At 64.2% G+C, this 22,555-nt stretch carries 20 protein-coding genes; 7 read left to right on the top strand and 13 right to left on the bottom strand.

Features of this window, described 5'->3' with window-relative positions; all coding sequences use genetic code 11:
- The first annotated feature begins 4 nt into the window (after positions 1-4).
- From ACZ889_RS18055 to ACZ889_RS18040, 4 genes are read left to right on the top strand one after another with little or no spacing between them, the layout of a single operon-like run.
- Positions 5-577, top strand: coding sequence for a cupin domain-containing protein (locus ACZ889_RS18055; RefSeq protein WP_014862035.1), 573 nt, complete (start codon positions 5-7; stop codon positions 575-577).
- The gene (locus ACZ889_RS18050; RefSeq protein WP_010954090.1) at positions 574-1,566 is read left to right on the top strand and encodes a fumarylacetoacetate hydrolase family protein; all 993 of its coding nucleotides are present in this window, start codon (positions 574-576) and stop codon (positions 1,564-1,566) included. Before ACZ889_RS18055 ends, ACZ889_RS18050 begins: the two co-directional genes overlap by 4 nt.
- On the top strand, positions 1,557-2,543 hold the full coding sequence (locus tag ACZ889_RS18045; protein WP_476257645.1) for an NAD-dependent epimerase/dehydratase family protein: 987 nt from the start codon (positions 1,557-1,559) through the stop codon (positions 2,541-2,543). Before ACZ889_RS18050 ends, ACZ889_RS18045 begins: the two co-directional genes overlap by 10 nt.
- Positions 2,540-3,322: a cyclase family protein gene (locus tag ACZ889_RS18040; protein ID WP_180690062.1), complete on the top strand. Its 783-nt coding sequence runs from the start codon at positions 2,540-2,542 to the stop codon at positions 3,320-3,322. The genes ACZ889_RS18045 and ACZ889_RS18040 overlap by 4 nt, the downstream gene beginning before the upstream one ends.
- Positions 3,323-3,401: 79 nt before the next feature.
- Here the strand turns inward: ACZ889_RS18040 and ACZ889_RS18035 are convergent, their stop codons facing one another.
- The 6 genes from ACZ889_RS18035 to ACZ889_RS18010 all read right to left on the bottom strand — a co-directional run bounded on the left by ACZ889_RS18035 (position 3,402) and on the right by ACZ889_RS18010 (position 9,629).
- Entirely contained in the window at positions 3,402-4,346 is a 945-nt protein-coding gene (locus ACZ889_RS18035) for a PDR/VanB family oxidoreductase (RefSeq protein ID WP_180690063.1), read from the bottom strand.
- A complete protein-coding gene (locus ACZ889_RS18030) occupies positions 4,343-5,773 on the bottom strand; it encodes an amidohydrolase family protein (protein ID WP_180690064.1) in 1,431 nt (476 codons plus the stop codon). The genes ACZ889_RS18035 and ACZ889_RS18030 overlap by 4 nt, the downstream gene beginning before the upstream one ends.
- A gap of 38 nt (positions 5,774-5,811) precedes the next feature.
- Positions 5,812-6,540: an ABC transporter permease gene (locus tag ACZ889_RS18025; protein ID WP_014862030.1), complete on the bottom strand. Its 729-nt coding sequence runs from the start codon at positions 6,538-6,540 to the stop codon at positions 5,812-5,814.
- Between the two features lie 85 nt (positions 6,541-6,625).
- Entirely contained in the window at positions 6,626-7,474 is an 849-nt protein-coding gene (locus tag ACZ889_RS18020; protein ID WP_180690065.1) for an ABC transporter ATP-binding protein, read from the bottom strand.
- Positions 7,475-7,539: 65 nt separating this feature from the next.
- Positions 7,540-8,565 carry an aromatic ring-hydroxylating dioxygenase subunit alpha gene (locus tag ACZ889_RS18015; RefSeq protein WP_004374403.1) on the bottom strand — a complete coding sequence of 342 codons (1,026 nt, stop codon included), beginning with the start codon at positions 8,563-8,565 and terminating at the stop codon, positions 7,540-7,542.
- A gap of 38 nt (positions 8,566-8,603) precedes the next feature.
- Entirely contained in the window at positions 8,604-9,629 is a 1,026-nt protein-coding gene (locus ACZ889_RS18010) for an ABC transporter substrate-binding protein (RefSeq protein WP_100773925.1), read from the bottom strand.
- 656 nt (positions 9,630-10,285) lie between these two features.
- Between ACZ889_RS18010 and ACZ889_RS18005 the strand changes: the two genes are divergently transcribed.
- Positions 10,286-11,092: a hypothetical protein gene (locus tag ACZ889_RS18005; protein WP_476257644.1), complete on the top strand. Its 807-nt coding sequence runs from the start codon at positions 10,286-10,288 to the stop codon at positions 11,090-11,092.
- 192 nt (positions 11,093-11,284) lie between these two features.
- Here ACZ889_RS18005 and ACZ889_RS18000 read toward each other — a convergent pair whose 3' ends face one another.
- On the bottom strand, positions 11,285-12,868 hold the full coding sequence (locus ACZ889_RS18000) for a rhodanese-related sulfurtransferase (RefSeq protein ID WP_476257643.1): 1,584 nt from the start codon (positions 12,866-12,868) through the stop codon (positions 11,285-11,287).
- The gene (locus ACZ889_RS17995; protein WP_004374411.1) at positions 12,865-13,473 is read right to left on the bottom strand and encodes a cysteine dioxygenase family protein; all 609 of its coding nucleotides are present in this window, start codon (positions 13,471-13,473) and stop codon (positions 12,865-12,867) included. The genes ACZ889_RS18000 and ACZ889_RS17995 overlap by 4 nt, the downstream gene beginning before the upstream one ends.
- 296 nt (positions 13,474-13,769) lie before the next feature.
- Here ACZ889_RS17995 and ACZ889_RS17990 point away from each other — a divergent pair, with 296 nt between their 5' ends.
- Together ACZ889_RS17990 and ACZ889_RS17985 are read left to right on the top strand one after the other, a co-directional pair.
- Positions 13,770-14,708, top strand: a complete 939-nt coding sequence (locus ACZ889_RS17990; protein WP_004374412.1) for an ABC transporter substrate-binding protein — start codon at positions 13,770-13,772, stop codon at positions 14,706-14,708.
- Between the two features lie 58 nt (positions 14,709-14,766).
- A complete protein-coding gene (locus ACZ889_RS17985) occupies positions 14,767-16,086 on the top strand; it encodes an LLM class flavin-dependent oxidoreductase (protein ID WP_004374414.1) in 1,320 nt (439 codons plus the stop codon).
- Between the two features lie 97 nt (positions 16,087-16,183).
- Here the strand turns inward: ACZ889_RS17985 and ACZ889_RS17980 are convergent, their stop codons facing one another.
- From ACZ889_RS17980 to ACZ889_RS17960, 5 genes are all read right to left on the bottom strand, one after another.
- The gene (locus ACZ889_RS17980) at positions 16,184-17,284 is read right to left on the bottom strand and encodes an LLM class flavin-dependent oxidoreductase (protein ID WP_004374416.1); all 1,101 of its coding nucleotides are present in this window, start codon (positions 17,282-17,284) and stop codon (positions 16,184-16,186) included.
- A gap of 140 nt (positions 17,285-17,424) precedes the next feature.
- Positions 17,425-19,044, bottom strand: a complete 1,620-nt coding sequence (locus ACZ889_RS17975; RefSeq protein WP_476257642.1) for a dipeptide ABC transporter ATP-binding protein — start codon at positions 19,042-19,044, stop codon at positions 17,425-17,427.
- Positions 19,041-19,949, bottom strand: coding sequence for an ABC transporter permease (locus ACZ889_RS17970; protein WP_180690071.1), 909 nt, complete (start codon positions 19,947-19,949; stop codon positions 19,041-19,043). The genes ACZ889_RS17975 and ACZ889_RS17970 overlap by 4 nt, the downstream gene beginning before the upstream one ends.
- Before the next feature lies 1 nt (position 19,950).
- Positions 19,951-20,901, bottom strand: a complete 951-nt coding sequence (locus ACZ889_RS17965) for an ABC transporter permease (RefSeq protein ID WP_180690072.1) — start codon at positions 20,899-20,901, stop codon at positions 19,951-19,953.
- Positions 20,898-22,517: an ABC transporter substrate-binding protein gene (locus ACZ889_RS17960; RefSeq protein ID WP_441253205.1), complete on the bottom strand. Its 1,620-nt coding sequence runs from the start codon at positions 22,515-22,517 to the stop codon at positions 20,898-20,900. Before ACZ889_RS17960 ends, ACZ889_RS17965 begins: the two co-directional genes overlap by 4 nt.
- Positions 22,518-22,555: the final 38 nt, after the last annotated feature.

Genomic DNA, 22,555 nt, shown 5'->3' with positions numbered 1-22,555 from the left:
CAGCATGCAATCGCTTCCTGCATTCAAACGTGTAGTCACCGGCCACGATGCCGAGGGCCAGGCGGTCGTCGCCAGTTGCGGCCCGACACCGAACAACTTCCCACTCAAGGCGGTGCCTGGCACCCTCTTCTACGAAGTCTGGAACAGTGTCGGCAGCCCGGCGACACTGGACAACGGCAATGATCCGACAGCGCAGCCGCTGCAATTGAGCCCTGGGCCGCTGGGCAGCGTGATTCGCGTGGTGGACATACCGCCCGACAGCGTGCAGAACCAGGTCAGTGCCGAAGATGCTGCCGCTGCCTTCGCCGAGATCGGCGAGGCGAGTGCCGGCACGGGCAAAGCCGATTCGAAGCACAAGCTGATGCACCGCACCGAAACCCTGGACTACGGCATCGTTACCGAGGGCGAGGTCTGGCTGGTGCTGGACGATGGCGAAGTCCACCTCAAACGGGGCGATATCGTGGTCCAGCGCGGTACCAACCACGCCTGGAGCAACCGCAGCGAACAGATGGCCCGGATGGTCTTCATCCTGCTCGATGGGCGCTATGCCGAGACGCTCAAGGAGCTGCTGCCATGAAGCTCGCCACGTTCGACGACGGCAGCCGCGATGGTCGCCTGCTGGTGGTGGCCCGTGACCTCGGGCATGCGGTCGATGCCAGCGACATCGCCACCAGCTTGCAGGTCGCGCTGGAAAACTGGCCCCAGGTCGAAGCCCGCTTGCAGGCGCTGTATCAGCAGCTCAACGACGATGCGGTTGCGGGTGCCTTCGCGCTCGACCTCGCTCGACTGGCTGCGCCCCTGCCGCGTGCCAGCCAATGGCTGGATGGCTCGTGCTTCCTCAGCCATGGCGCGTTGATGCAGAAGGCCTTCAACCTGGACCCGATCGAAGGCGTCGAGCACACACCACTGATTTACCAGGGTGCCAGCGACGACTTTCTCGGGCCACTCGCGGACATTCCCTTGCCCAGCGAGGCCCACGGCATCGACTTCGAGGGCGAGTTCGCGGTGTTGCTCGATGACGTACCCATGGGATGCCCGGCGGAGCAGGCCTTGCAGCATGTTCGCCTGATCCTGCAACTCAACGATGTCAGCCTGCGGGCCCTGGCACCGCGGGAAATGAAGACCGGCTTCGGCTTTCTCCAGGCCAAGCCCGCCAGCAGTTTCGCGCCCGTCGCGGTCACCCCGGACGAACTCGGCGAGGCCTGGCGCGACGGCCGGGTGCACTTGCCGCTGCACGTGCACTGGAATGGCGAGTGGTTCGGCCATCCCCATGGCGGCGCCATGCACTTCGGTTTCCACCAGTTGATTGCCCATGCGGCGCTGACGCGACGCTTGAGTGCGGGCACGCTACTGGGCTCCGGCACCGTGTCCAACGCCGAGCGCAGCGTGGGCTCGGCGTGCATCGCCGAGCGCCGCGCCATCGAAACCATCGCCTGCGGTGCGCCGCGCACGGCCTTCATGCGCTTTGGCGACAGGGTGCGCATGGAGGCTCGCGGGCCCGAGGGCGAGGTGCTGTTCGGGGCCATCGACCAGCGCGTGGTGCGGGGAGGCTGGCCATGCGAGTGATGGTCACCGGGGCCAATGGCTTCGTCGGGCGCCAGTTGGTGCAGCGCCTGCTGGACCTGGGCGAGCTGCGCGGGCGGCGAATCGAGGCACTGCTGGCGCTGGATCAGGCACTGGATGGCCTGCCCGAAGACGCGCGCCTGCGTCGTCATCACGGTAGCGTCACTGACGCGGCCTTGCTGCGTCGGGTGCTGGCTGACGGTGTCGACGTGGTCTTCCATCTCGTCAGCGTGCCTGGCGGCGCTGCCGAGGCGCAGTACGAACGGGGTTACCAGGTAAACCTTCAAGCAAGCCTGGAGCTGCTCGACCAACTGCGTAATCCCCTCTGTCCACCGGTGCTGGTGTACGCCAGCAGCGTCGCGGTGTACGGCGGCAAGTTGCCGACGCGCATGGACGAAGGCCAGCCAGCGTCGCCGCAGCTGTCCTATGCGGCGCACAAACGCATGGTGGAGATCGCGTTGCAGGACCTTGCCCGCCGTGGCGAGGTTGACGGCCGCGCCTTGCGCTTGCCCGGTATCGTTGCTCGCCCGCGCGAGCCGAATGGTCTGCGCTCGGCGTTCATGAGCGACCTGTTGCACGCCTATGTGGCCGGGGAGGCCTACACCTGCCCGGTGTCACCCGAAGCGAGCGCCTGGTGGATGTCGGCCCGTTGTTGCGTGGACAACCTGCTGCACGCCGCCGAGCTGGAAGCGCCGGGCAGCCAGCGGGTTTGGCAACTGCCTGTGTTGCATTTGACCATCGCCCAGGTGCTGGCCGGGCTGGCGGCTGTTGTTGGCGAGGCCAACCGTGAGCGCATCGCCTTCGCCCCCGATCCCCAGCTCGAAAGCCTGTTTGGCCGCTACCCACCGTTGCGTACCTCGTTCGCCCGCGAACTGGGCTTCTGCCACGACGGTTCAGTGGCCGGCCTGCTGCGTAATGCCCTCGACTTGCCGCCGCGCCACACCCGTCGCGCGGCCATCCGCAAAGGAATCCTCGTATGAGCTTGAACACACGTCGCTTGCTGGACCTGTCTGTCACCCTGGACAACAACCCTTACACTGATCCGCCACCTTTGCTGCCGAAGATCGATTATATGGATCATCAGCAGGGTTGGCCGGAGATGGCCGCGATGTTTCCCGGGCTGCGCAAGGAGGACCTGCCGGGCGACGAGTCCTGGGCGGCGGAGCGCCTGCAGATCACCACTCACAGCGGTACTCACATGGACGCGCCCTGGCACTACGCATCCACCACCGACGGTGGCAAGCCGGCCTTCGGCATCGACGAACTGCCGCTGGAGTGGTGCCTGCAGCCGGGGGTGAAGCTGGATTTTCGTCATATGCCGGATGGCCACGTGGTCAATGCGGCGCAGGTCGAGGCGGAGCTTGCGCGTATTGGTCATGAGCTGCAGCCGCTGGAGATCGTGCTTGTCAACACCCGCGCGGGCAGCTTGTTCGGCCAGCCAGGCTATCTCGAAGCCGGAGTGGGGATGGGCCGCGAGGCGACCTTGTACCTGCTGGAGCGCGGGGTGAGGGTGGTCGGTACCGATGCCTGGAGTTGGGATGCGCCATTCAAGTTCACCCGCGAACGCTTCAGTGAAACGGGCGACGCCTCGATCATTTGGGAGGGCCATAAGGCCGGGCGTGATATCGGCTATGGGCAGATGGAGAAGCTGGCCAATCTGGAGCAGCTACCGGCGGATGGGTTTCTGGTAAGTTGCTTCCCTTACAAGATCCGGCATGCCTCAGCCGGCTTCGTCCGGGCGGTAGCGATCTTCGATTAGGGACAAAGCCATGGGCCGAAAGGAGCGGGCGTGCGCAGCTGCCGTCAGCCGTTGGCCGTCGGGCAGCTGCGGGCGATGGTCAAACGTCCAGCACCAACCGGGCGCTGTGGCAGCCCGATACGCAGGGCGTTATCCATTCTCCGCTGTTGCGCTGGGCATCGCTGAGGTACTCGTCGCGGTGATCAAGCTGCCCCTCGATGACCCGGCTGACACAGGCGCCGCAGATACCCATCCCACATGACACGGGTAGCTCCACGCCAGCCCGCGATGCTGCTTGTACCAAACTTTCGCCCGGTTGCACCTCGACCTGGAGACGACTGCGCTGTAGCACCAGTGTGCAGCGACGGTCGAGGTGCAAGGAGGGTTCTGCGGCCTGGAAATGTTCGCGATGAAGCGCCGTGGTTGGCCAGCCGCTTGCCAGCGCGACGTGCTCAACACAATCCATGAAACCTGCAGGGCCACAGCAATAGAGGCTTGCGCTGCCGTCCCAGGCCGGCAGGTGTTCCTCCAGGTACCCGGCGATCATCGGGGCGCGCAAGCCTGCATGAACCTCGGTATTCGCATCGAGGTACTGGACAAAAGGCACCTGTTTGGCATCGCGGGTGAAAAACAGCAAGCGCACCGACCGACCTTGCGCTTGGCATTGCCGGTACATGGCGAGCAGTGGCGTGATTCCTATGCCTGCGGCCACCAAGACGACCTGTCCAGTGCCAGGTTGCAGGTTAAAGAAGTTGCGCGGCAGGCCCACCTCCACCCGGGCACCCAGCCGCAGGTGCTCGTGCAGCCATTGCGAGCCGCCGCGGGAGGCTTTTTCGCGCTTGATGCCCAGGTATACATGACCGTCCTCGGGCAGGCTGACCACTGAGTATTGGCGTACCACGCCATTGCCCAGGCGCAGGTCCACATGAGCACCGGGTGCCCAGTCGAAGGGCAGGGGAGCAGGACTCGGCGGGGCCAGTTCCACACCTAGCACGTCGTCGGCTTCGAGGCGCAGGGCCCGCACCTGCAGAGGCGTCCAGCTCATGCGCGTACCCCCGCGGCCTGTTGCAGACGAAGTACAGCTTGGCGTGCCTGGCTGCCCAGTTCGGCGAGGTCCAAGCCAGGAAGCGCATCGTTTTCCACGCTCAGGCGGCCGCCCACCAGCAATGCCCGCAGCGTCGGACGGCCACCGCCAACCACTGGCGCGATGCCCAGATCATGCAGACCGAAGTAGCGGGGTTGATCGAGGCGGTAGATCGCCAAGTCCGCCGCCATGCCGACCTGCAGCGTGCCGATGGCGTCCAGGCCCAGCACCTGGGCGCCACCTGCTGTGCCCCAGCGCACAACGTCCTCCACGCTGGCGACATGGGCACCGCCCTCCAGATCGCCGCCAGCATGGCGGGCCATGGCGCGTTCGCCGGCCTTGGCCCTTTGCATCAGCCAGGCGGCGTGGGTTTCGCTGATCATGTCGCAGGCTTCGTTGGAGGCAGCGCCATCCACGCCGATCGAAACCGACATGCCTGCAGCCTCCATGGCAACGATATCTGCGATACCACTGCCAAGCCGGCCATTGCTTTGTGGGCAGTGGGCGATGCCGGTGCCGGTGGCGCCCAGCAGCTGGATTTCTTCGGCGCTCAGCTTGACCAGGTGCGCGAACCACACGTCCGGCCCGAGCCATTCCTGCTCCGCGCAGAACACCACGGGCGAGAGGCCGTGGCGATCATGGACTTCGTTCTGGTACTCCACGGTTTCGCTCAAATGGCTGTGCAGGCGGATGCCCAGGCGGCGCGCGGTGCGGGCGGTCTCGCGCAGGTGCTCGGGCGGCATGGAGTAGGGCGGGCTGGTCGGCGCCATTACCACACGCCGCCAGGCATCGTCGGCGGGATCATGGTAGACCTGCACCAGGCGCTGAACATCGTCCAGGTACTGCGTGAGGGTCTCAGGTCCGGCTGTCGCGGGGCCTTCAGCCTGACGTACGTGGGTTGCGCCGCCCCGGCAAAGGACGAAGCGCAGCCCCAGGCGCTCGGCCTCTTCGAAGAGGATCTGTGCGCTGTCGAAGGCCATGCCTGGCAAGTACAGGTAATGATGGTCGGCCACCGTGCTGCAGCCGGAGCGGGCCAGCTCCACCAGCCCGACCCGTGCGGCCAAGCGGAAACTGTGCTCATCGAACAGCCCGCGATAGCAATAGGGCACGGCCCCCAACCAGGCACCGAGGCTCTGGTCGATGCCAGCGGGAATGCCCTTGAGCAAGGACTGGAACAGATGGTGATGGGTGTTCACCCAGCCTGGATACACCACGCAATCGGTGGCATCGAGCACTTGCTCACCTGGTAACGGTTGCAGCGAGCCCAGGGCGGCGATTCGCCCCTGGGTGATGCGGATGTCCGGCCCCACATGGCGCGCGGCGCCGCCGCGCAGGCCAGTGAGGATGGCGCTGGCGTTACGGATCAGCCAGCTGTTGGTGTGATTCATGTTCGTCTCCATAGCCAGTACGGCGTTTTGCATGGAAGTCAGCCCAGTTCGCTTTCGTGCCAGTGGCGCAGGCTCAACCGAGCCAGCAAAGCCATCAGGCTGAACAGCGCCACGCCGGTCAGGGCGATCAACACCAGGGCGGCGAATAGGCGGGGGATGTTGAGCTGGAATCCCGCTTGCAGGATCTGATACGCCAGGCCCGCACCCGTGCCGCCCGTACCGGCGACGAACTCGGCCACCACCGCGCCGATCAATGCCAAGCCGCTGGCGATGCGCAACCCAGCGAAAAAGCACGGTAAGGCGCTGGGAATGCGCAGGCGCAACAGCACTTGCCAGCGGCTGGCGCGGTTCAGGTGGAACAGGTTGAGCAGGCCAGGGTTGACGCTGCGCAGGCCCAGGACGGTGTTGGCGATGATCGGGAAGATCGCCACCAGCGTGGCGCAGATCACCAACGCCAAGGTCGTGTCGCTGCACCAGATGATGATCAGCGGCGCGATGGCCACGACCGGCGTGACCTGCAGCAGAATCGCGTAGGGAAACAGACTGGCCTCCACGACGCGGCTCTGCACGAACACGAACGCCGCCAGCGTGCCGATGACCACGGCGAGGGCGAATGACAGGAAGGTGATCTTCAGGGTCATCCACAGTGCCCCCAGCAGCATCGGGCCATCGGCGACCAGGGTGCGGCCGATATCGGCCGGTGACGGTACCAGGTACACCGGGACTTTCCAGGCGATGCATGCCAGTTGCCAGACGCCGAGCAGCAAGGCGCCAACCAGTAGTGGTGAAACGATGCGTAGTACAGAAGGGTGGCGTAGCCAGGGAGTAGAGGGTCGGCTCATGATAATGCTCTCAGGAAGGGTCGCCATTGGCCTGGGCCAGGAGTCGGGACAGGTGCGCGCATTGCTCGATGAACGCCGGTGAAGTGCGGTATGCCTCGTCGCGCTCCAGTGGGCCGTCGATGATTACATCGGCGATCACTCGACCGGGACGCGCGCCCATCACGACCACCCGCGAAGACAGGTACACCGCCTCGAAGATGCTGTGGGTCACGAATACCACCGTCAGGTCGCGCTGGAGCCAGAGCTGGCGCAGGTCGCTATCGAGCTTGTTGCGGGTGAACTCGTCCAGGGCGCCGAAGGGTTCGTCCATCAGCAGCAGATTGGGTTCGGTGGCTAATGCCCGGGCAATGGAGGCGCGCATCTGCATACCGCCGGAGAGCTCCCGCGGGTAAACGTCGCCGAACTTGCCCAGCCCCACCAGTTCCAGGGCGGCTTGCACCTTGGGCTGGCTCTGGGCCTTGGGGGCGCCGGCCAAGTCCAGGGGCAAGCGCACGTTGTCGTGCACTTTGGCCCATGGCATCAGGGTGGCTTCCTGGAACACCATGGCCAGGCTGCGCCCCGGTGTGCCTGCGTGGTGGTCCGTACCCGGGGCATCCTTGCCCCACCAGCGCACATGGCCGGCGGAGGGCTGTTCGAGCCCGGCGAACATTTTCAGCAGGGTGCTTTTGCCACACCCCGACGGGCCCAAGAGCGAGACGAACTCGCCGCGCTCGATCGCCAGTTTCACGCGGCTCAAGGCATGGGTGCCATTGCTGTAGGTTTTTTCCACCTGATTGGCGAACAAAGGGGTGTCCACACCGATGGTGTTCGGCAGGGCCTGCGGCTGGACGCCGGCCTTGGATAGGGTCTGCATCAACATAGCGCTCTCCCCGTGGGTCATGAGCGGTGGTGAATGCCCCGGCGCACCGGGGCGTTGGGCAAGTGTCAGTGGCTGAGGAACACTTCGCTCTCGCCATGGGCTTCAAGCAGACCCAGTAGTTGCCGGCGAATAACCAACCCAGGCTTGTCCGATGGCATGTGCAGTTCCACCCTGCGGCGGGTGTCGACACAGGCGTCAGGATCGGTGGCTTCCAGGATGTCGCGGTCTTCGGCTGTGATCGCCGCGTCCCAGTCGATCAGTTCCTGGGTTGAGCATTGGTCTTCGCTGTCGTTGCGATACAACCACTGCACGAGCATCAGTCGGTTGTCGTCGATGGGCGTGGCGCAGTTGTAGATGATGTGGTGGATGCCGCTGTCCGGATACATGCAGCCAAAGCGCCGAGAGAAGGGCAGGTAATAGCGGTTGAGCAGGTGCCGTTGGGTGATCGGCTCGGTCGTACCGGTGATACGGAAGCTTGCCTCGGGGTTGCGGATCGGCACGCGGGTCTCGGCTTCGAAGCCATAATCGGTTTCGCGAAATTCGTAACTGGCCGGTTGGGGCTGGTCGAACAAGCCGAAATTGGCCTTGTGCACGAAGGAAAAGTGCGAGTTGTCGAAGGAGTTCTCCATGACCCGCAGCGGGCTGGTCTTCCACTCTTCGTAAAACTGGAAGATGCGTCGGTAACCAGGGGCGCCGTCTTCCGGGAACTCAGGGATCGGTTGTAGCGGGGCGTCCAGGCTGACCCAGGCATAGCCGTACTTCTCCTGGCAGTGATAAGCCTTCACCGCGGCACCCGGAGGAATAGCGCCGGTGGGATTCTGCGGGATCTTCACGCAGGTGCCGGTGCAGTCGTATTCCCAGCCGTGATACCCGCAGGCGATAGTGCCCTCAGCACTGACGAAGCCTTTGGACAGTTTGGCGGTGCGGTGGCAGCAGCGGTCCTGCATTGCCACCGGGGTACCATCGGGACGCTTCCACAACACCAGCGCTTCACCCAGCAGGGTGAATGGCTTGGGGCCGTCTTCGAGGGCTGTCATAGGGAGCAGGGCATACCAGAAACGGCGTAATACAGGTTGTTTGGTAACCAACATAATCAGGATTCCTCACAGCGTTGAGCTTGTTAGGGTGTTCAGCGGCTGCCGACCTGCTCGGCCTCAGGGAGTACCTTCAGGTCTTGCACAAAGCGCGTGGTGTAAGCGTTGCGCCAAGGTGCGTCGGGACCGAGCAGACCCGCCTCGACCATGAAGTCGCGGGTCGCTTGCCAGCGGCTGTCAGTCATGGTGCCGATCCCCTGGGTTGCGGCCTCTCCACCGGTGACCAGGCGGTACTGCTTGAGGGTCGAGACGCCCCAGGCCAGCAGTTCATCGGTCATGTTGGGGTTGTCGCGCTTGATCAGTGCATTGCCGGCGCTGGGGTCATCCAGATAGCGCTTCCAACCCTCCATGGAGGCGCGCACGAAACCTGCTACCCGCTCCGGGTGCTGAGCGATGATGTCTTGACGGGTGACCACGGTGGATCCGTAGGGTGGATAACCGGCATCTGCGAAGAGGAAAAAGTTAGGCGTCACGCCTGCCTTTATCGCCTGGAACAGTTCCGAGCTGGCATACGCCTGTTGTGTGGTTTGCGGGTCGGCTAGAAAGGGTTGCAGGTTGAAGGTGTAAGGCCGCGCCTGGTTGTCAGCCAATTGATATTTACCCTTCAGCCAAGGCCACCAGGTTTGCTGGCCCGAGGTGGACACCAGCACAGGCTTGCCGCCAAGCCCATCAAGTCCGCTGACGTCCGCGTGGGTCATCAACCCTTGCGGGTCTCCCTGGAAGGGCGCAGCCACTGCGACCACTGGCAGGCCTTGCTCGACACTTTTTAGAATCTGCAGGTCATAGTTGACGATGAAATCAGCTTGCTTGCTGACCAGCAGTTGCATGCCATTGACCTGTGGTCCCCCCATGCGGATGGACACATCCAGGCCTTCCTTTTTGTACAACCCATCGGCCAGTGCCTGGTAGAAGCCGCCCTGTTCGGCCTGAGCATACCAAGAGGTCAGCAACACGACTTTGTCGCCAGCGATCGCCAGCGGAGCGATCGTCAGCGCGGTGGGGAGCAACGCTGCTGCCAACAGCGAGCGTAGCGGGCGAGCCAAGGCCAAACGCGTTTTCATCATGTGTTCTTCACCCCGATTCAAAAACCACCGTGCGCCGGATAGCGCGACAGCGAAGGAGCCGGGCGGAGAGAACGTGGGAAGAGAATGGCGTCGCGAAGCAAAAGGGCGTGAACTGGCGACTGACATTGCTCTCTTGCCCGGGGCTGCCATAGCCTCGTTCAAACATCCGCTCGGATGTACGCCCCGAAGGACGCAAGAGCAATGCCCCATGCCATGCCTGGCACTGACCGCTTCTACTCGCTGCTACAAGAAGCCAGAAGCATGCCAATTTCATGAAGCCGCTGACTTTGCGGTGTAGCGCCCCGCCTCCGAGGGGGCCTGGACTGACGCGTGAGTTGAGAAGGTGCAGAACGTACCGATTGAGCACTAATAAAGTGCGCAATGTTCTGATGGGATGGTGTTCATTGATCCTGAGGATTGCTCACAATAAGCAAATTACGTGTATCCGATTAGTTGGCACGCGCCCTGCTTTGCGCTAACTCGAGTAGAAGCGGTCAGTGCCAAAAGTTGGCATGGGACATTGCTCTGGCGGCCTCGCGCCGCTCCCCCCGGCAAGGGTGGCGCCTCGGCATGAGCCGGGGCCAGAGGAGAGGTCGTCCGCTGCTGCATACCCTTGCTGGCGAAAACCAACAATCACGACCCAAGGGATGCAAATGAAACCGAACGCTCTTTCCTGGCTGCTTCACAGCGTCGTCCCACTCTGCGCGCTGGCCACTGGCAGTGCCCAGGCGAATCCGCTGATGTGGAGCAACAACAGCCTCAGCTACCTCTACGGGCACGGTTATAAAGTCGATGGCACCGGCAACGATATCCAGCAAACCATCACCTTCGAGCACGCCAGTGGCTGGACCTGGGGCGACATGTTCTTGTTCGTCGATAACAAGTGGTCCAACGGCTTGTCCGGCAACGATGGCTATACCTATTACGGCGAGTTTTCACCGCGACTGTCGCTGGGCAAAATCAGTGGCCACCGTCTTAGCAATGGCATCGTCAAGGATGTGTTGATCGCTGCCACCTATGAGCGCGGAGAAGGGCGCAATCGAAAGTACCTGCTTGGGCCCGCTGTTGACCTGAACCTGCCTGGTTTTGATCGTTTTTCACTGAACACTTACTACCGCAAGCCCGATGGGATAACCGGCAAAGCGTCTGGACAGTGGCAGATCAACCCGACCTGGGCGATGACGATACCGCTCGGGCGCTCAGACATTTTGTTCGACGGTTATCTGGAGTGGTACGTCAATGATGTGGGCACGAAGGGTACCTCGAACTATGTAGCCAAGAGTTTCCACTTCAACCCCCAGATCAAGTACGACGTCGGTAAGGCGATGGGGCAAGCGCCGGCGCGTTTCTATGCGGGGATCGAGTGGGACTATTGGTCCGACAAATATGGCATCGAAGACAGCCACGGTTTTCCGACCGATCAGAACGCGTTGAGTGCATTGATCAAGGTGCATTTCTAATGTGATGTTTCAGACGTACCACTGAGTATCTGGTCCAGGCTCCGTTGATCATCATTCATCAAGCGTTGTGTATCGACGAGGGCCGACCAGCAACGGTTATTTCCCTTGTAACGCGTCTGGTTCGAAAGCGCTCGGCCGTCCAGGCCCGCTTTCGATCCAGCGCGTCGTTTCAAATACCACCGTGGATACGGTTCAAAGCACCCTGAAACCATGAGTGCCATCGCGCTCAAGCTGCGCAATCAAGCCAAATTCCCAGTCCAGGTAGCCCTGCATCGCCTCGTGTGGGTTGTCTGTGCCTTCATAGGGGCGCCGGTAGCGATCGCTGCGCGGTACGGCAAGGCGGGCCTCACCGCCTTCCAATGGAAGACCGGCGGCGATCCAGCGTGCGGTGCCTCCTGCGAGCACGTAAACCGGCGTGCGGGTCAGCGACTGCAGGTCGCGCGCGGCGAAACGTGCCAGCAGGCTGCTGCCACAGGTCAACACGTAACGGCGGGCCTCGGGCGGCCGTTCCAGGGCGTCGGCCAGCTGGGCACGGATCGCCCAGTACGCGCCCGGGATATGGCGCTTGACGTAATTGGCACTGGCGGTGAAGTCCAGCACTACGGTGCCGTCTTCCTGAAGCCAGCTGGCCAGTTGCTCGACGGTTATTTCGCTGGCATCCGGCAATTCGGGCAGCGGCGGTTGCCATTCACCCCGGTCGCTGAAGTCCGCTGCAGTCAGCCCGTCGACCACAGCGACCTGCCAGCCCATCTGTGCCAGCCACGAGGCGCTCATGTTGGCGCGCACGCCATCGTCGTCCACCAGCGCGATGCGCGCCCCGCGCACACTGGCGACGTGGTCGGTCTCTTGAACCAGTTGCCCGCCGGGCACCGAGCGGCTGCCCGGCAGATGGCCGGCGCTGTATTCCTCGGTCGTACGCACATCGAACAGGTAGAGGGTGCGCTGCGTGTCGGCCTGCCACTGGCCCAGCCCGGCGCGGTCCAGGCGCAGCACGCCGGCGCGGTCTGCTACCGCCCGGGCCTGGCCGGCGGCGTTGGCGCGGGTACCCGCACCCACCTCGGCAAAGCGGCGGTCCTGACCATGAGCCAGTTGCTGCCCCGCCAGGGTCCAGCCGATGGTGCCATTGCGCAGGGCCGCCACCGGATTGGGAATGCCGGCATTGATCAGCGACTGGGTGCCGATGATGCTACGGGTGCGCCCGGCACAGTTGACGATCACCTGGGTCGCCGGGTCAGGCGCCAGTTCGGCCACGCGCAGCACCAGTTCGGCGCCAGGCACGCTGATGCCGCCGGGGATGCTCATGGTCTGGTATTCGTCGAAGCGGCGGGCATCGAGGACCACCACATTGGCCTGTCCATCAAGCAGCGCCTTGACCTGTTCGGCAGCCAGCGAAGGCGTGTGGCGCACGCTTTCCACCAGTTCGCCGAAAGCTTTGCTTGGCACGTTGACATCGCGAAACAACTCGCCGCCCGCAGCGCGCCAGCCGGCGAGGCCGCCATCGAGCACGGCAACATTGATGTAGCCCAGGGCCAGTAAGCGCTGCGCGGCGACGGCGGCGAGCCCCTCACCGTCATCGTAGACGGTGAGGGCGGTGTCCCGCCGGGGAACGCGGGCGAAGATTTCCAGCTCCAGCTTCGACAGGGGTATGTTGGCCGCGAACAGCGGATGGCCCTGGGCGAAAGGGTCTTCTTCGCGGACGTCGATCAGGGCCAGCTCCTCCTGGGCCAGTAAAGCACGGCGGATGTCGTGGTAACGGCGGGTGGTGACGGTGCTCATGGGGCAGGGTTCTCTTTGGACAGGTCCCAGATGTTTGGCAGGCGGGTATTGGAATAGCCGGAGACAAACGGTTTTTCGCTGCCGTCCAAGGCGTACACCGCGCGCTTGACGGCGCCGATGTTGCCGCCATAGACGTGAATGCTGATCGATACCTGGTCGGCGAACGCATTGCTCACCTGATGAATGTCGCCGATGCGCGGCGACACCGCTTCCACCTGGCCGGGTACCAGGCGTAGGGGGGCGCCCTCTGGCAACAAAGCGCCCTTGGCGTCACGCACGAAGCCCTGAGCGTGCTCGGCACCGCGCAGCATGCCGATCAGCCCCCAGACCCGGTGGTCGTGGATCGGTGTTTGCTGCCCCGGGCCCCACACGAAGCTCACCACCGAGAAACGTTGGCGCGAGTCGCAGTGCAGCAGGTATTGCTGATAGCGCTGTGGGTCGGGCTGGGCGAGGTCGTCCGGCAGCCAGTCGTCATGGGCGACCAGCTCGGCCAGCAGGCCTTGGCCTGCGTCGAGCAGGGTGGCTTCGTCAGGCTGTTGGTCAAGCAGCGCGGCGAGCTGGTCAATGAAGTGGCGCAAGCGCTGCGGGCGCAGGTGTTCGGTCATGGTTCAGGCTCTGCTCTCAGGTTTCAGTTAACCCTAGCAAACCTTTTTTCTATTCTCAAAATGCAAAATAAACATAAGCTAATATGCAAATAATGCATTTACAGGATTGGCCGTTTGATTTGAAATTGCCGCAGTGAAAGGCATGAGGATATGCCCAACGTGCATTTCACAGGATGCGCAACACCGATTAGATTATAAAAAGTACCCCGTTAATACCTCGGGGCTATAAACAACCACAGACGAGACCGCACGCGCGGATCGCCTCACATGCCCCAAGCGGGTATCTGGAGACGAACGTGCGTTACTTCAAACAGCTGGCCGCCACCGTGTTGGCCACCACTTTCAGCCTTGCCGCCGCCGCCCAGACCCTGGTGGTCGGTGACCAGAGTTACAACGCGCGTGCAGTGATGGAAGCCGCCGGCGTGCTGGAACAACTGCCTTACACCCTGGAATGGAAGCAGTTCACCGCAGGCTCCCCGGTGGCCGAAGCGCTCAACGTCGGCAGTCTCGATATTGGCCTGCTGGGCGACGCGCCGCCCCTGTTCCTCGGTGCTTTGGGGGCGCCGATCAAGGTGATTGCGGTCAGCCGGCAGAACCTCGAAGGCGTGGCCATCCTGGCGCGCAAGGATTCGCCGATCCACAGCCTGCAGGACCTGCGCGGCAAGCGCGCGGCCATCTGGAAAGGCTCGTGGAGCCAGCAATTGCTGTTCAGTGCCCTGGACAAGGCCGGCGTGCCGCGTGATGCCGTGGAACTGCGTTACCTCAGTGCGCTGGATGCATCCCACGCCTTGGACGGTGGTTCGGTGGATGTGATCGCCACTTGGGAGCCTTACGTCACTCAGCAGGAGCGGCAAGGCGCTCGGGTGCTGGCCACCGCCGATGGGGTAATCCCGGCGCAGAGCTTCGTGGTCGCCAACAGCAAGGCGGTGGAACTCAAGCGTGCGCAGATCGCCGATTTCCTCCAGCGCCTGAAAAAGGCCCGTGACTGGACCTTGAGCGCCCCCGCCAATACCGAGGCCTACGCCGACGCGTGGGCCAAGCTCACCCGTGCTGATCGGGACATCGCCCGTGCCTGGTTCGCCCGTGCACGCACCGACCTCGCGCCGCTGGACCCGCAGGTGATCGCCGATGCGCAGAAAACCGTGGACTTCTTCTCCGGGCTCGGGCTGATCAAGGCATACCCGGCGCAAAGCCTGTTCGATACCTCGTTCAACGCAGCATTCGCCAATAACTAGGCCGCTGCGCAAGGACCGCGGCGACATTCAGATATGAACCTTCCAACAGGAATTCCCCATGAGCAAACGACAGATCAAACTCGGTGCCCTGACCATGGGCAGTGGCGGCCCGGGGCGGCACAACCTGTGGCTCGACCCCGAACTGCCCGCCGACGCCAGCGTGAACATCGACTGGTACATCGCCATCGCCCGGCAGGCGGAAGCCGCGTTGTTCGACCTGATGTTCATCGTCGACAGCCAGTTCATCACCCCCGGCTCGCCTTCGCACTATCTTAATCGGCTGGAACCGTTGACCCTGCTCTCGGCTCTGGCGGTCAGCACCCGCCATATCGGCCTGGTGGGTACCCTTACCACTTCTTACAACGCGCCCTTCAACGTCGCCCGCCGCCTGGCTTCGCTGGACCTGATCAGCAAGGGCCGTGCGGGGTGGAACGTGGTCACCAGCGGCGATGCCGGCACTGCCGGTAACTACGGGCTCGACGAGCATTATGACTACGACACCCGTTACGCCCGTGCCGAGGAGCATGTGCACGTCGTGCAGGGGCTTTGGCAGTCGTACGAAGACGATGCTTTCCCCCGTGATCGGGCCAGTGGCCGGTTCCTCGACCCGACCAAGCTGCATGCGCTCAACCACAAGGGTAAGCATTTCTCGGTCGTCGGCCCGCTCAACATCCAGCGCTCGCCCCAAGGGCAGCCGGTGATCTTCCAGGCGGGCGATTCCGAACAAGGCCGAGCGCTCGGGGCCGCCACGGCTGATGTGGTGTTCACCCACGCTGCCAGCATCGAGCAGGGCCAGGCCTTCTACCGCGACATCAAGCACCGCGCCGCACGCCTGGGCCGCGATCCGGAGCAGTTGTTGGTATTGCCCGGCGCGGAGATCTACGTGGGTGACAACGACGCACACGCCCGTGAGATCGAGCGCCATTACCATCAGGCCGACCACAGTTTTGAACTGGCGTTGAAGGAATTCGGGCGCAACTTCGGCTGGCATGATTTCAGCCAGTACGACCTGGATGCCCCGTTCCCGCAAGAGAGCCTGGCGTTTGCACGGAGCAGCTTTTTCACGAATGCCAAGCGTATTGCCGACCAGGCGCGGGACAAGGCCTTCAGTCTGCGTCAGGCTGTTGAGTTTGGCCGTCAGTTACGGCCAGGGGCCTTCGTTGGTTCGGCCGAAACCGTGGCGGCGAAGATGGCCGAGTGGTTCGAAGCGCGGGCGCTGGATGGGTTCAATATCTACATTGGTCATCCTGGCCAGTTCCGGCGGTTTACCGAAGAAGTGGTACCGTTGCTGCAGGCGCGTGGGGTGTATCGCACGGCGTATGAGGGCACGACCCTTCGGGAAAGTTTGGGGTTGCCGATACCGCGATCTGGCCGCTAGATCGCCTGGGCCGGCCTCTTCGCGGCTAACAACCGTTCCTACAGGGATCTTCAATCACCTGAAGGATCGGCCTTCGCCGTGAAGAGGCCGGTGCAGATCAGGCGCTGCGGGTGCTGCGACCGGCTTCCTGGTCTGCTACCAGCGCCCGAATCCGCGGAATCAGCGCCTGCCCATACTCCACGGCATCACGCAACTGATCGAAGCCACGGAACAGGAACGTGCTCACGCCCAGGTCGTAGTACGCCAGCGCCGCTTCGGCGACCTGTTCGGCGGTACCGACCAGCGAGGTGGAATTACCGGCCCCGCCACCCAGTGCGGCAATCTCTGTCCACAGCCGAGTGTCGTGGACCTTGCGCTGACTGGCCAGTTGCACCAGGCGTTCGGACCCCACGTTGCTCTTGCCGAAATTCTTCTCGCGGCGGTTGCCCTGGCGGATGCCAATACGCTGCTGTGCATCGGCCAGGATGCGTTCAGCGCGGGCCCAGGCTTCCTCCTCGGTGGCCCCCAGGATCGGCCGCAGCGACAGGCTGAAGCGAATGTGCTGCTCTCGCCCATAGCGAGCGGCGGCCTTGCGCACCTGGGCGATGCGTTCGCGCACCTGCTCCAGCGGCTCGCCCCACATCATGTAGACGTCGGCATGCTTGGCCGCGACTTCTACCGCCGCGTCCGAGGCGCCGGAGAAGTACACCGGCAGCTTACCCACGGGTTTGACCAAGGTCAGGTTGTCCTCTACCCGGTAGTGGTCGCCGTGGTGGTCGAAGGGCGACGTCTGGGTCCAGGTGTTACGCAGCACATCGAGGTATTCGTCGGTGCGTGCGTAGCGGGCCTCTTTGTCGAGAAAGTCGCCGTCGCGCTGCAGGTCACCGCTGTCGCCGCCGGTTATCACGTTGATCGAAGCACGGCCGCGGCTGAGCTGGTCGAGGGTGGCGAATTGGCGGGCGGCGAAGGTCGGTGCCTGGAAGCCGGGGCGGTGTGCCACCAGCAGGCCGATGCGCTCGGTGAGCGCGGCCACGTAGCTGGCGAGAATCATCGAGTCTGGCGCGCTGGTATTCACCGCCAGCAGGGCCTTGTCGAAGCCGGCGTACTCCTGGGCCTGGGCGAAGGCCTTGATGAAGCCCAGGTCAACCTGCGGTCCGCGCGGCGCCTGTGATTCGCTGCTTTCATGGGGGCCTATCAGGCCAATGAATTCGAGGCTCATGCAATGGAACTCCTTTTGTGGCCGACGCCGTGGATCATGGCGCCGAGATGGACCTGCCGTTTACTCATGATCAATACCTCTTTTCAGATGTGCACCAAGGGTCGATCCGTGCAACACGTCAGTGCCGCGCGGCACAACCGTTAAATCGCCACGGGCAACACGCTGCGTGAATGCCCTGGTATCGCGTCGATCAGCGCCCGTGTGTAGGCGCTGGCCGACTTGCTGAGCACCTGCAGCGCCGGCCCTTGCTCGACCACCTGCCCGCGCCGTAGCACCAGCACCTGGTCTGCCATGCTCGCCACCACCGCCAGGTCATGGGAGACCAGCACATAGGCCATGCCGAGCTCGCGCTGCAATTCGTCCAGCAGGGCGAGGATCTGCGCCTGCACAGACACGTCCAGTGCACTGACTGGCTCATCGAGCAGCAGCACCTCTGGCTCAAGTGCCAACGCCCGTGCAATCGCCACGCGTTGGCGCTGGCCACCCGACAATTCCCTGGGCAGGCGATCGAGGAACTGCACTGGCAATTGCACCCGTGTGATCAGCTCGCGGGCCTTGCGCTCTAGTGCCTCGCCCCGGAGCAGGCCGAAAGCGACCAGCGGCTCGACGATGCTGTCGAACACGGTGAAGCGCGGGTCGAGCGCGGCGAACGGGTTTTGCTGCACCAGCTGAATACGCCGGCGCAAGGGGCGGAACTGGCTCCAGCTGTAATCGGTGACGTCCTCGCCGGCGAACACCACCTGCCCTTGGCTGGGCTTCTCCAGGCCCAGGGCGATGCGCAGGGCGGTGCTCTTGCCCGAGCCGGATTCGCCGACAATCGCCAGGGTCTGCCCGGCATGCAGTTCAAGGCTCAGGTCGTGCAGGGCGGTGTAGTGCGCGTTGTTGCCGGGCAGCTCGAACCGTTTGCCGACATGGCTCAGACGCAACAGAGGCGTCTGGCCGCGCGGTGCGGCTGGCCTGCGCCGTGGCACGAAGGCCGGCGCGGCATCAAGCAGGGCGCGGGTGTAGGGTTGCTGGGCGCCCCAGAGGATCTGCCGGGGCGAGCCGTGTTCGACCTGCTCACCCTGCTTCATCACCAGCAGGCGGTCGGCGCGGTCACAGGCCATGCCCAGATCATGGGTGATGATCAACAGCGAGATGCCACGCTCGGCGACCAGCAGTTGCAGGTGATCGAGAATACGCCGCTGCACGGTCACGTCCAGCGCACTGGTGGGCTCGTCAGCGATGATCAACCGTGGCTCGCCGGCCAGGGCGATGGCAATCAGCACCCGCTGGCGCATGCCGCCGGACAGCTCATGGGGGTACTGCCTCGCCCGCAGCACCGGCTCGTCGAGGCCGACCTGGTCCAGCAGCGCCAGCACCTCGGCCTCTTGGCCTGGATAGCGTCGTCCACGCGCCAGTTGCAGCGCCTCGGCGATTTGCTGGCCGATCCGTTGGGTGGGGTTAAGGCTGACCATTGGGTCTTGCGGCACCAGGCCGATGGTGCGCCCGCGCAACTGGCGCCTGGCGCGTTCGCTGGCTTGCGCCATATCGACACCATCGACCCATAACTGGCCTTGGTCGATGCGTGCATTGCCCGGCAACAGACCAAGCAGGGCGTTGGCCAGGGTCGACTTGCCCGAGCCTGACTCGCCCACCACCGCCAGGGTCTCGCCCTGGACCAGGCTGAACGACAGCTGGCGCAGGGCCTGGCTGCGTTGCCCGGCGAAGCTGTAGCTGACGCTTAGGTCGCGGACCTCGATCAGGGGGGACTGGCTCATCGGGCATGCTCCTCGGCGCTGCGCGCCAGGTGGTTGAGGCTGAACACCACGGCCACCACGAACAGCCCCGGCAGCAGGGATACCCAAGGGGCGGTGATGAGGAAGTGACGGCCGTTGGCGATCAGCGTGCCCCATTCTGCGGCGGGTGGTGCCGCGCCAAAGCCGAGGAAGCTCAGCCCGGCCGTGGCCAGGATGGCAGCGCCGAAGTCCAGGGTGGCGAGCACCGCTACCGGGCTCCAGGCATTGGGCAGTACATGGCGCAGCAGGGTGCGTGCCCAGCTGGCACCGCACAGGCGTGCGGCCTCCACAAAGGGCAGGGTCTTGATGCGCAGCACTTCGGCTCGGGTGGTGCGGGCAAAACCGGGCAGGATGCCGACGCCCACGGCGACGGCCACCGGCACGGTGCCGAAGCCAATGGCGGTGACGATGGCCAGGGCCAACAGCAGGCCGGGCAGGGCCAGCAGTACGTCGATCAGGCGCATCAGCGCCGCGTCGACGCGCCCGCCGGCAAAACCGGCCAGCACGCCCAGGCCCAAGCCGCCCAGCAAGGCGATGGCCACCGCCAGCAGGGCGGCGAGCACCGACAGGCGCGCGCCATGCACCACCCGGGTGTAGAGGTCGCGGCCCAGTTCGTCGGTGCCGAACCAGTGCGCCAGGCTGGGTGGACTGAGCTTGTCGGCGGGCGCGGTGGCGTAGGGGTCGAAGCTGCTGAGCCAGTGCGGGGCCAGCGCGCAAAGCAGGGCGAACAGTACGATCAGCAGCGCCAGGCTGAAACCGGGTCGGCGCAGCAGCGGGGCCAACTTCTGGTATGCGCGCTGCCAACGCGTGCGACGCTTCCAGGTGGCGGCAGGGCGGGGCTCGGAGGGCGCGGTGTCGAGGGGTGACAGGGGTATGTCGAGGGTCATCTCAGTTCACCTTCGCGGTGTGGGTGATGCGCGGGTCGAGGTAGGGATAGAACAGATCGACAATCAGGTTCACCACCACGAAGGCCGCAGCCGACGCCCCGACGATCGCCAGCACTACGGGGATGTCCTGGCGCAGCACAGCTTCCTGGGCCAGACGGCCGACGCCGTTGCGCGAGAAGATGGTTTCCACCAGTACGGCCCCGGACACCGTATTGCCGACTTGCAGGCCGACCAGCGTCAATAGCGGCAGCGCCGCGTTGCGCAGGCCATGGCGTGCCTGAACCTGGGCCCGGCTAAGGCCCTTGGCGAAGGCGGTGGTGATGTACGGCTCCTGCCACACGACCTGAAAGCCGCGTTGCAGCACCTGGGCGTACACCGCAGCGCTGGGGATCGCCAGGGTGATAGCCGGCAGCACCAGGCTGGCCAGGCCTTGGCTGCCCGTGGCCGGAAACCAGCCCAACGCGAAAGCGAACACCTGGAGCAGCAGCAGGCCCATCCAGAACACCGGCACCGAGAAGCCCAGCGAGGGCAGGCGCGCCAGTGCAGTCTTCAGTGGACGCCATTGCAGGTAGGCGGTCAGGCAGGCAAGGCCGACACCCGCCAACAGCGACAGGGCAATGGCGGCACCGGCCAGGGCCAGGGTCTGCGGCAGGCGCTCGGCCAACAGTGCCGTGACCGGTCGGCCCAGCGACAGCGATTGGCCAAGGTCGCCGTGCAGGGCCCGCCACAGCAGGTCGAAATACTGCTCGAACAAGCCTTTGTCCAGCCCGTAGTAAGTGCGTGCTTTGGCCAGGTCCTCAGGCGACAGGCCGTCGGCTTCCATGCCGGAGGCGCTTAGCATGATCGCCAAGGTGTCGCCGGGCAGCAGGTAGAGGATGAAGTAGGTGATGGTATAAGCCCCCCACAGCACCAACAGGGCCTGGCCGACGCGGCCGATCAGGTAGCGTCTCATGGCTGGCCAACCTGGATGTCACTGAGCAGGGCGAAGCCTTCGGCAGTCCAGTGGAAGTGCTTGACCCGCGGCGCGGTGGCGGCCTGCCAGACGCGCTCGTACAGCGGGAACGCCGACGCTTCGTCGACCAGCAGGTCCTGCAGTTGGCCGTAGGCCTGGGCCCGTTGCGTGTCGGCAGTGGCGGTGATACCGCTGTCGAACAGCGCCTGAGCTTTGGCCAGGGTGGTGGGCTCGTAGGTGTTGGTGGCGAGCGTGGCGCTGTTGGCGGCGCGCGGGTCGAGGATGGTCTGCAGGATGATCGGGTCGGCGCGGGTCATGTAGGTGGAGGTGAGGTCGTAGGTGCCTGCCGAGTTGCCGGTCACCCACTCGGCGCGGGTCAGTACGTTCAGCTTGAGGTCGATACCCACTTTGCGCAGTTGGTCCTGTACCAGCACGTCACCGGCGCTTTCGGCGGGTGTGAGGTTGTAACGCAGCGTCAGGCGCTGGCCGTTCTTGTGTCGGTAGCCGTCGTCGCCTTTGTGCCAGCCGGCGGCGTCGAGCAGTTGCTCGGCGCCTTTGGGGTCGTAGGCGAGCTTCTCGGCTTGGGCTTTGAAGAACGGTGTGGTGACGTCGTATACGCCACTCACCACCGGGAACGCACTGTTGTAGACGGTGTGCGCGTAGCTGGTGCGGTCGATGGCCTTCTGCAGCGCCAGGCGGACTTGGCGGTCACCGAGCAGCCGGTCGTTGCGGGTGTTGGGGTAGAGGTTCAGCGCCGGGCCCGGCAGCGAACGGCTCTGGATGGTCGCGCCCTTGGACTGAAACAGCTTCAGGTCGACTTCCGAGAACGGGTTGCGTGGCCACAGGATGTCGGCCTTGCCTTGCAGGAACAGGCCGTTGCGCACGCTCTCTTCGGGGATGTAGCTGATGTCCACGGCATCCAGGTACGCCGGGCCCTGGTTGCGCACGTTGGCCGATGGCCAGGCGTAATCAGCGCGCTTGACCAGGCGTGCGCCGACCTCCGGGGTGTAGTGATCGAGGATGAATGGCCCAGTACCGATGATCTTGCCCAGCGAGCGTTGCTGCGGGCTCAGCCGGTACGAGGCCGGGGCGAGAATGGCCAGGTTGGTGGTGGACGTGGCCTGAAGGAAACCCGCGTTGGGTTTTGCCAGGACCAGGCGCACGGTGAAGTCGTCGATCACCTCGGCGTGGTCGTAGCCGGCGAGGTAGGTGGCACCGAAGGTGGCCGGCAACTGGCTGGCGAACGCTTTGTTGCTGTCGAAGGCGGTTTTCACGGCGTGAGCATCGAAGCGTTCGCCGTTGCTGAAGGTGACGTCCTCGCGCAGGTGGAAGGTGTAGCTCAGGGCATCGGCACCGACCTCCCAGGTTTTCGCCAGCCACGGAATGATGCGGCCGGTCTGCGGGTCTTGGTCAGTGAGCGACTCGGCGACGTTGCGCAGCAGCACGCGGTGTTCGAGCCAGTAGACCTGAAAGGGGTCGACGCTGACCAGCGTGGTGTTGTCACCCCAGAAGGCGATGTTGAGGGTCTTGCTGGTTGAGGTGTTGTCGGCCGGCGAGCAGGCGCTGAGGGCCAGGGCCAGGGTGCCGATGGCGAACAGCTGGTGCAGTGGGGGCATGGGATACGTCCTTCAATGAATGGGGCTCTCCTGTTCCG

This window comes from Pseudomonas sp. TE3895, from assembly GCF_056278855.1.
Note: the sequence above shows the minus strand (reverse complement) of the source record. Positions and strands in the feature narration are given on the sequence as shown.

Coding starts and splice junctions, on each gene's coding strand:
- ACZ889_RS18055 (WP_014862035.1), top strand. CDS start 5: ATGCAATCGCTTCCTGCATTCAAACGTGTAGTCACCGGCCACGATGCC.
- ACZ889_RS18050 (WP_010954090.1), top strand. CDS start 574: ATGAAGCTCGCCACGTTCGACGACGGCAGCCGCGATGGTCGCCTGCTG.
- ACZ889_RS18045 (WP_476257645.1), top strand. CDS start 1,557: ATGCGAGTGATGGTCACCGGGGCCAATGGCTTCGTCGGGCGCCAGTTG.
- ACZ889_RS18040 (WP_180690062.1), top strand. CDS start 2,540: ATGAGCTTGAACACACGTCGCTTGCTGGACCTGTCTGTCACCCTGGAC.
- ACZ889_RS18035 (WP_180690063.1), bottom strand. CDS start 4,346: ATGAGCTGGACGCCTCTGCAGGTGCGGGCCCTGCGCCTCGAAGCCGAC.
- ACZ889_RS18030 (WP_180690064.1), bottom strand. CDS start 5,773: ATGAATCACACCAACAGCTGGCTGATCCGTAACGCCAGCGCCATCCTC.
- ACZ889_RS18020 (WP_180690065.1), bottom strand. CDS start 7,474: ATGTTGATGCAGACCCTATCCAAGGCCGGCGTCCAGCCGCAGGCCCTG.
- ACZ889_RS18015 (WP_004374403.1), bottom strand. CDS start 8,565: ATGTTGGTTACCAAACAACCTGTATTACGCCGTTTCTGGTATGCCCTG.
- ACZ889_RS18010 (WP_100773925.1), bottom strand. CDS start 9,629: ATGAAAACGCGTTTGGCCTTGGCTCGCCCGCTACGCTCGCTGTTGGCA.
- ACZ889_RS18005 (WP_476257644.1), top strand. CDS start 10,286: ATGAAACCGAACGCTCTTTCCTGGCTGCTTCACAGCGTCGTCCCACTC.
- ACZ889_RS18000 (WP_476257643.1), bottom strand. CDS start 12,868: ATGAGCACCGTCACCACCCGCCGTTACCACGACATCCGCCGTGCTTTA.
- ACZ889_RS17995 (WP_004374411.1), bottom strand. CDS start 13,473: ATGACCGAACACCTGCGCCCGCAGCGCTTGCGCCACTTCATTGACCAG.
- ACZ889_RS17985 (WP_004374414.1), top strand. CDS start 14,767: ATGAGCAAACGACAGATCAAACTCGGTGCCCTGACCATGGGCAGTGGC.
- ACZ889_RS17980 (WP_004374416.1), bottom strand. CDS start 17,284: ATGAGCCTCGAATTCATTGGCCTGATAGGCCCCCATGAAAGCAGCGAA.
- ACZ889_RS17975 (WP_476257642.1), bottom strand. CDS start 19,044: ATGAGCCAGTCCCCCCTGATCGAGGTCCGCGACCTAAGCGTCAGCTAC.
- ACZ889_RS17970 (WP_180690071.1), bottom strand. CDS start 19,949: ATGACCCTCGACATACCCCTGTCACCCCTCGACACCGCGCCCTCCGAG.
- ACZ889_RS17965 (WP_180690072.1), bottom strand. CDS start 20,901: ATGAGACGCTACCTGATCGGCCGCGTCGGCCAGGCCCTGTTGGTGCTG.
- ACZ889_RS17960 (WP_441253205.1), bottom strand. CDS start 22,517: ATGCCCCCACTGCACCAGCTGTTCGCCATCGGCACCCTGGCCCTGGCC.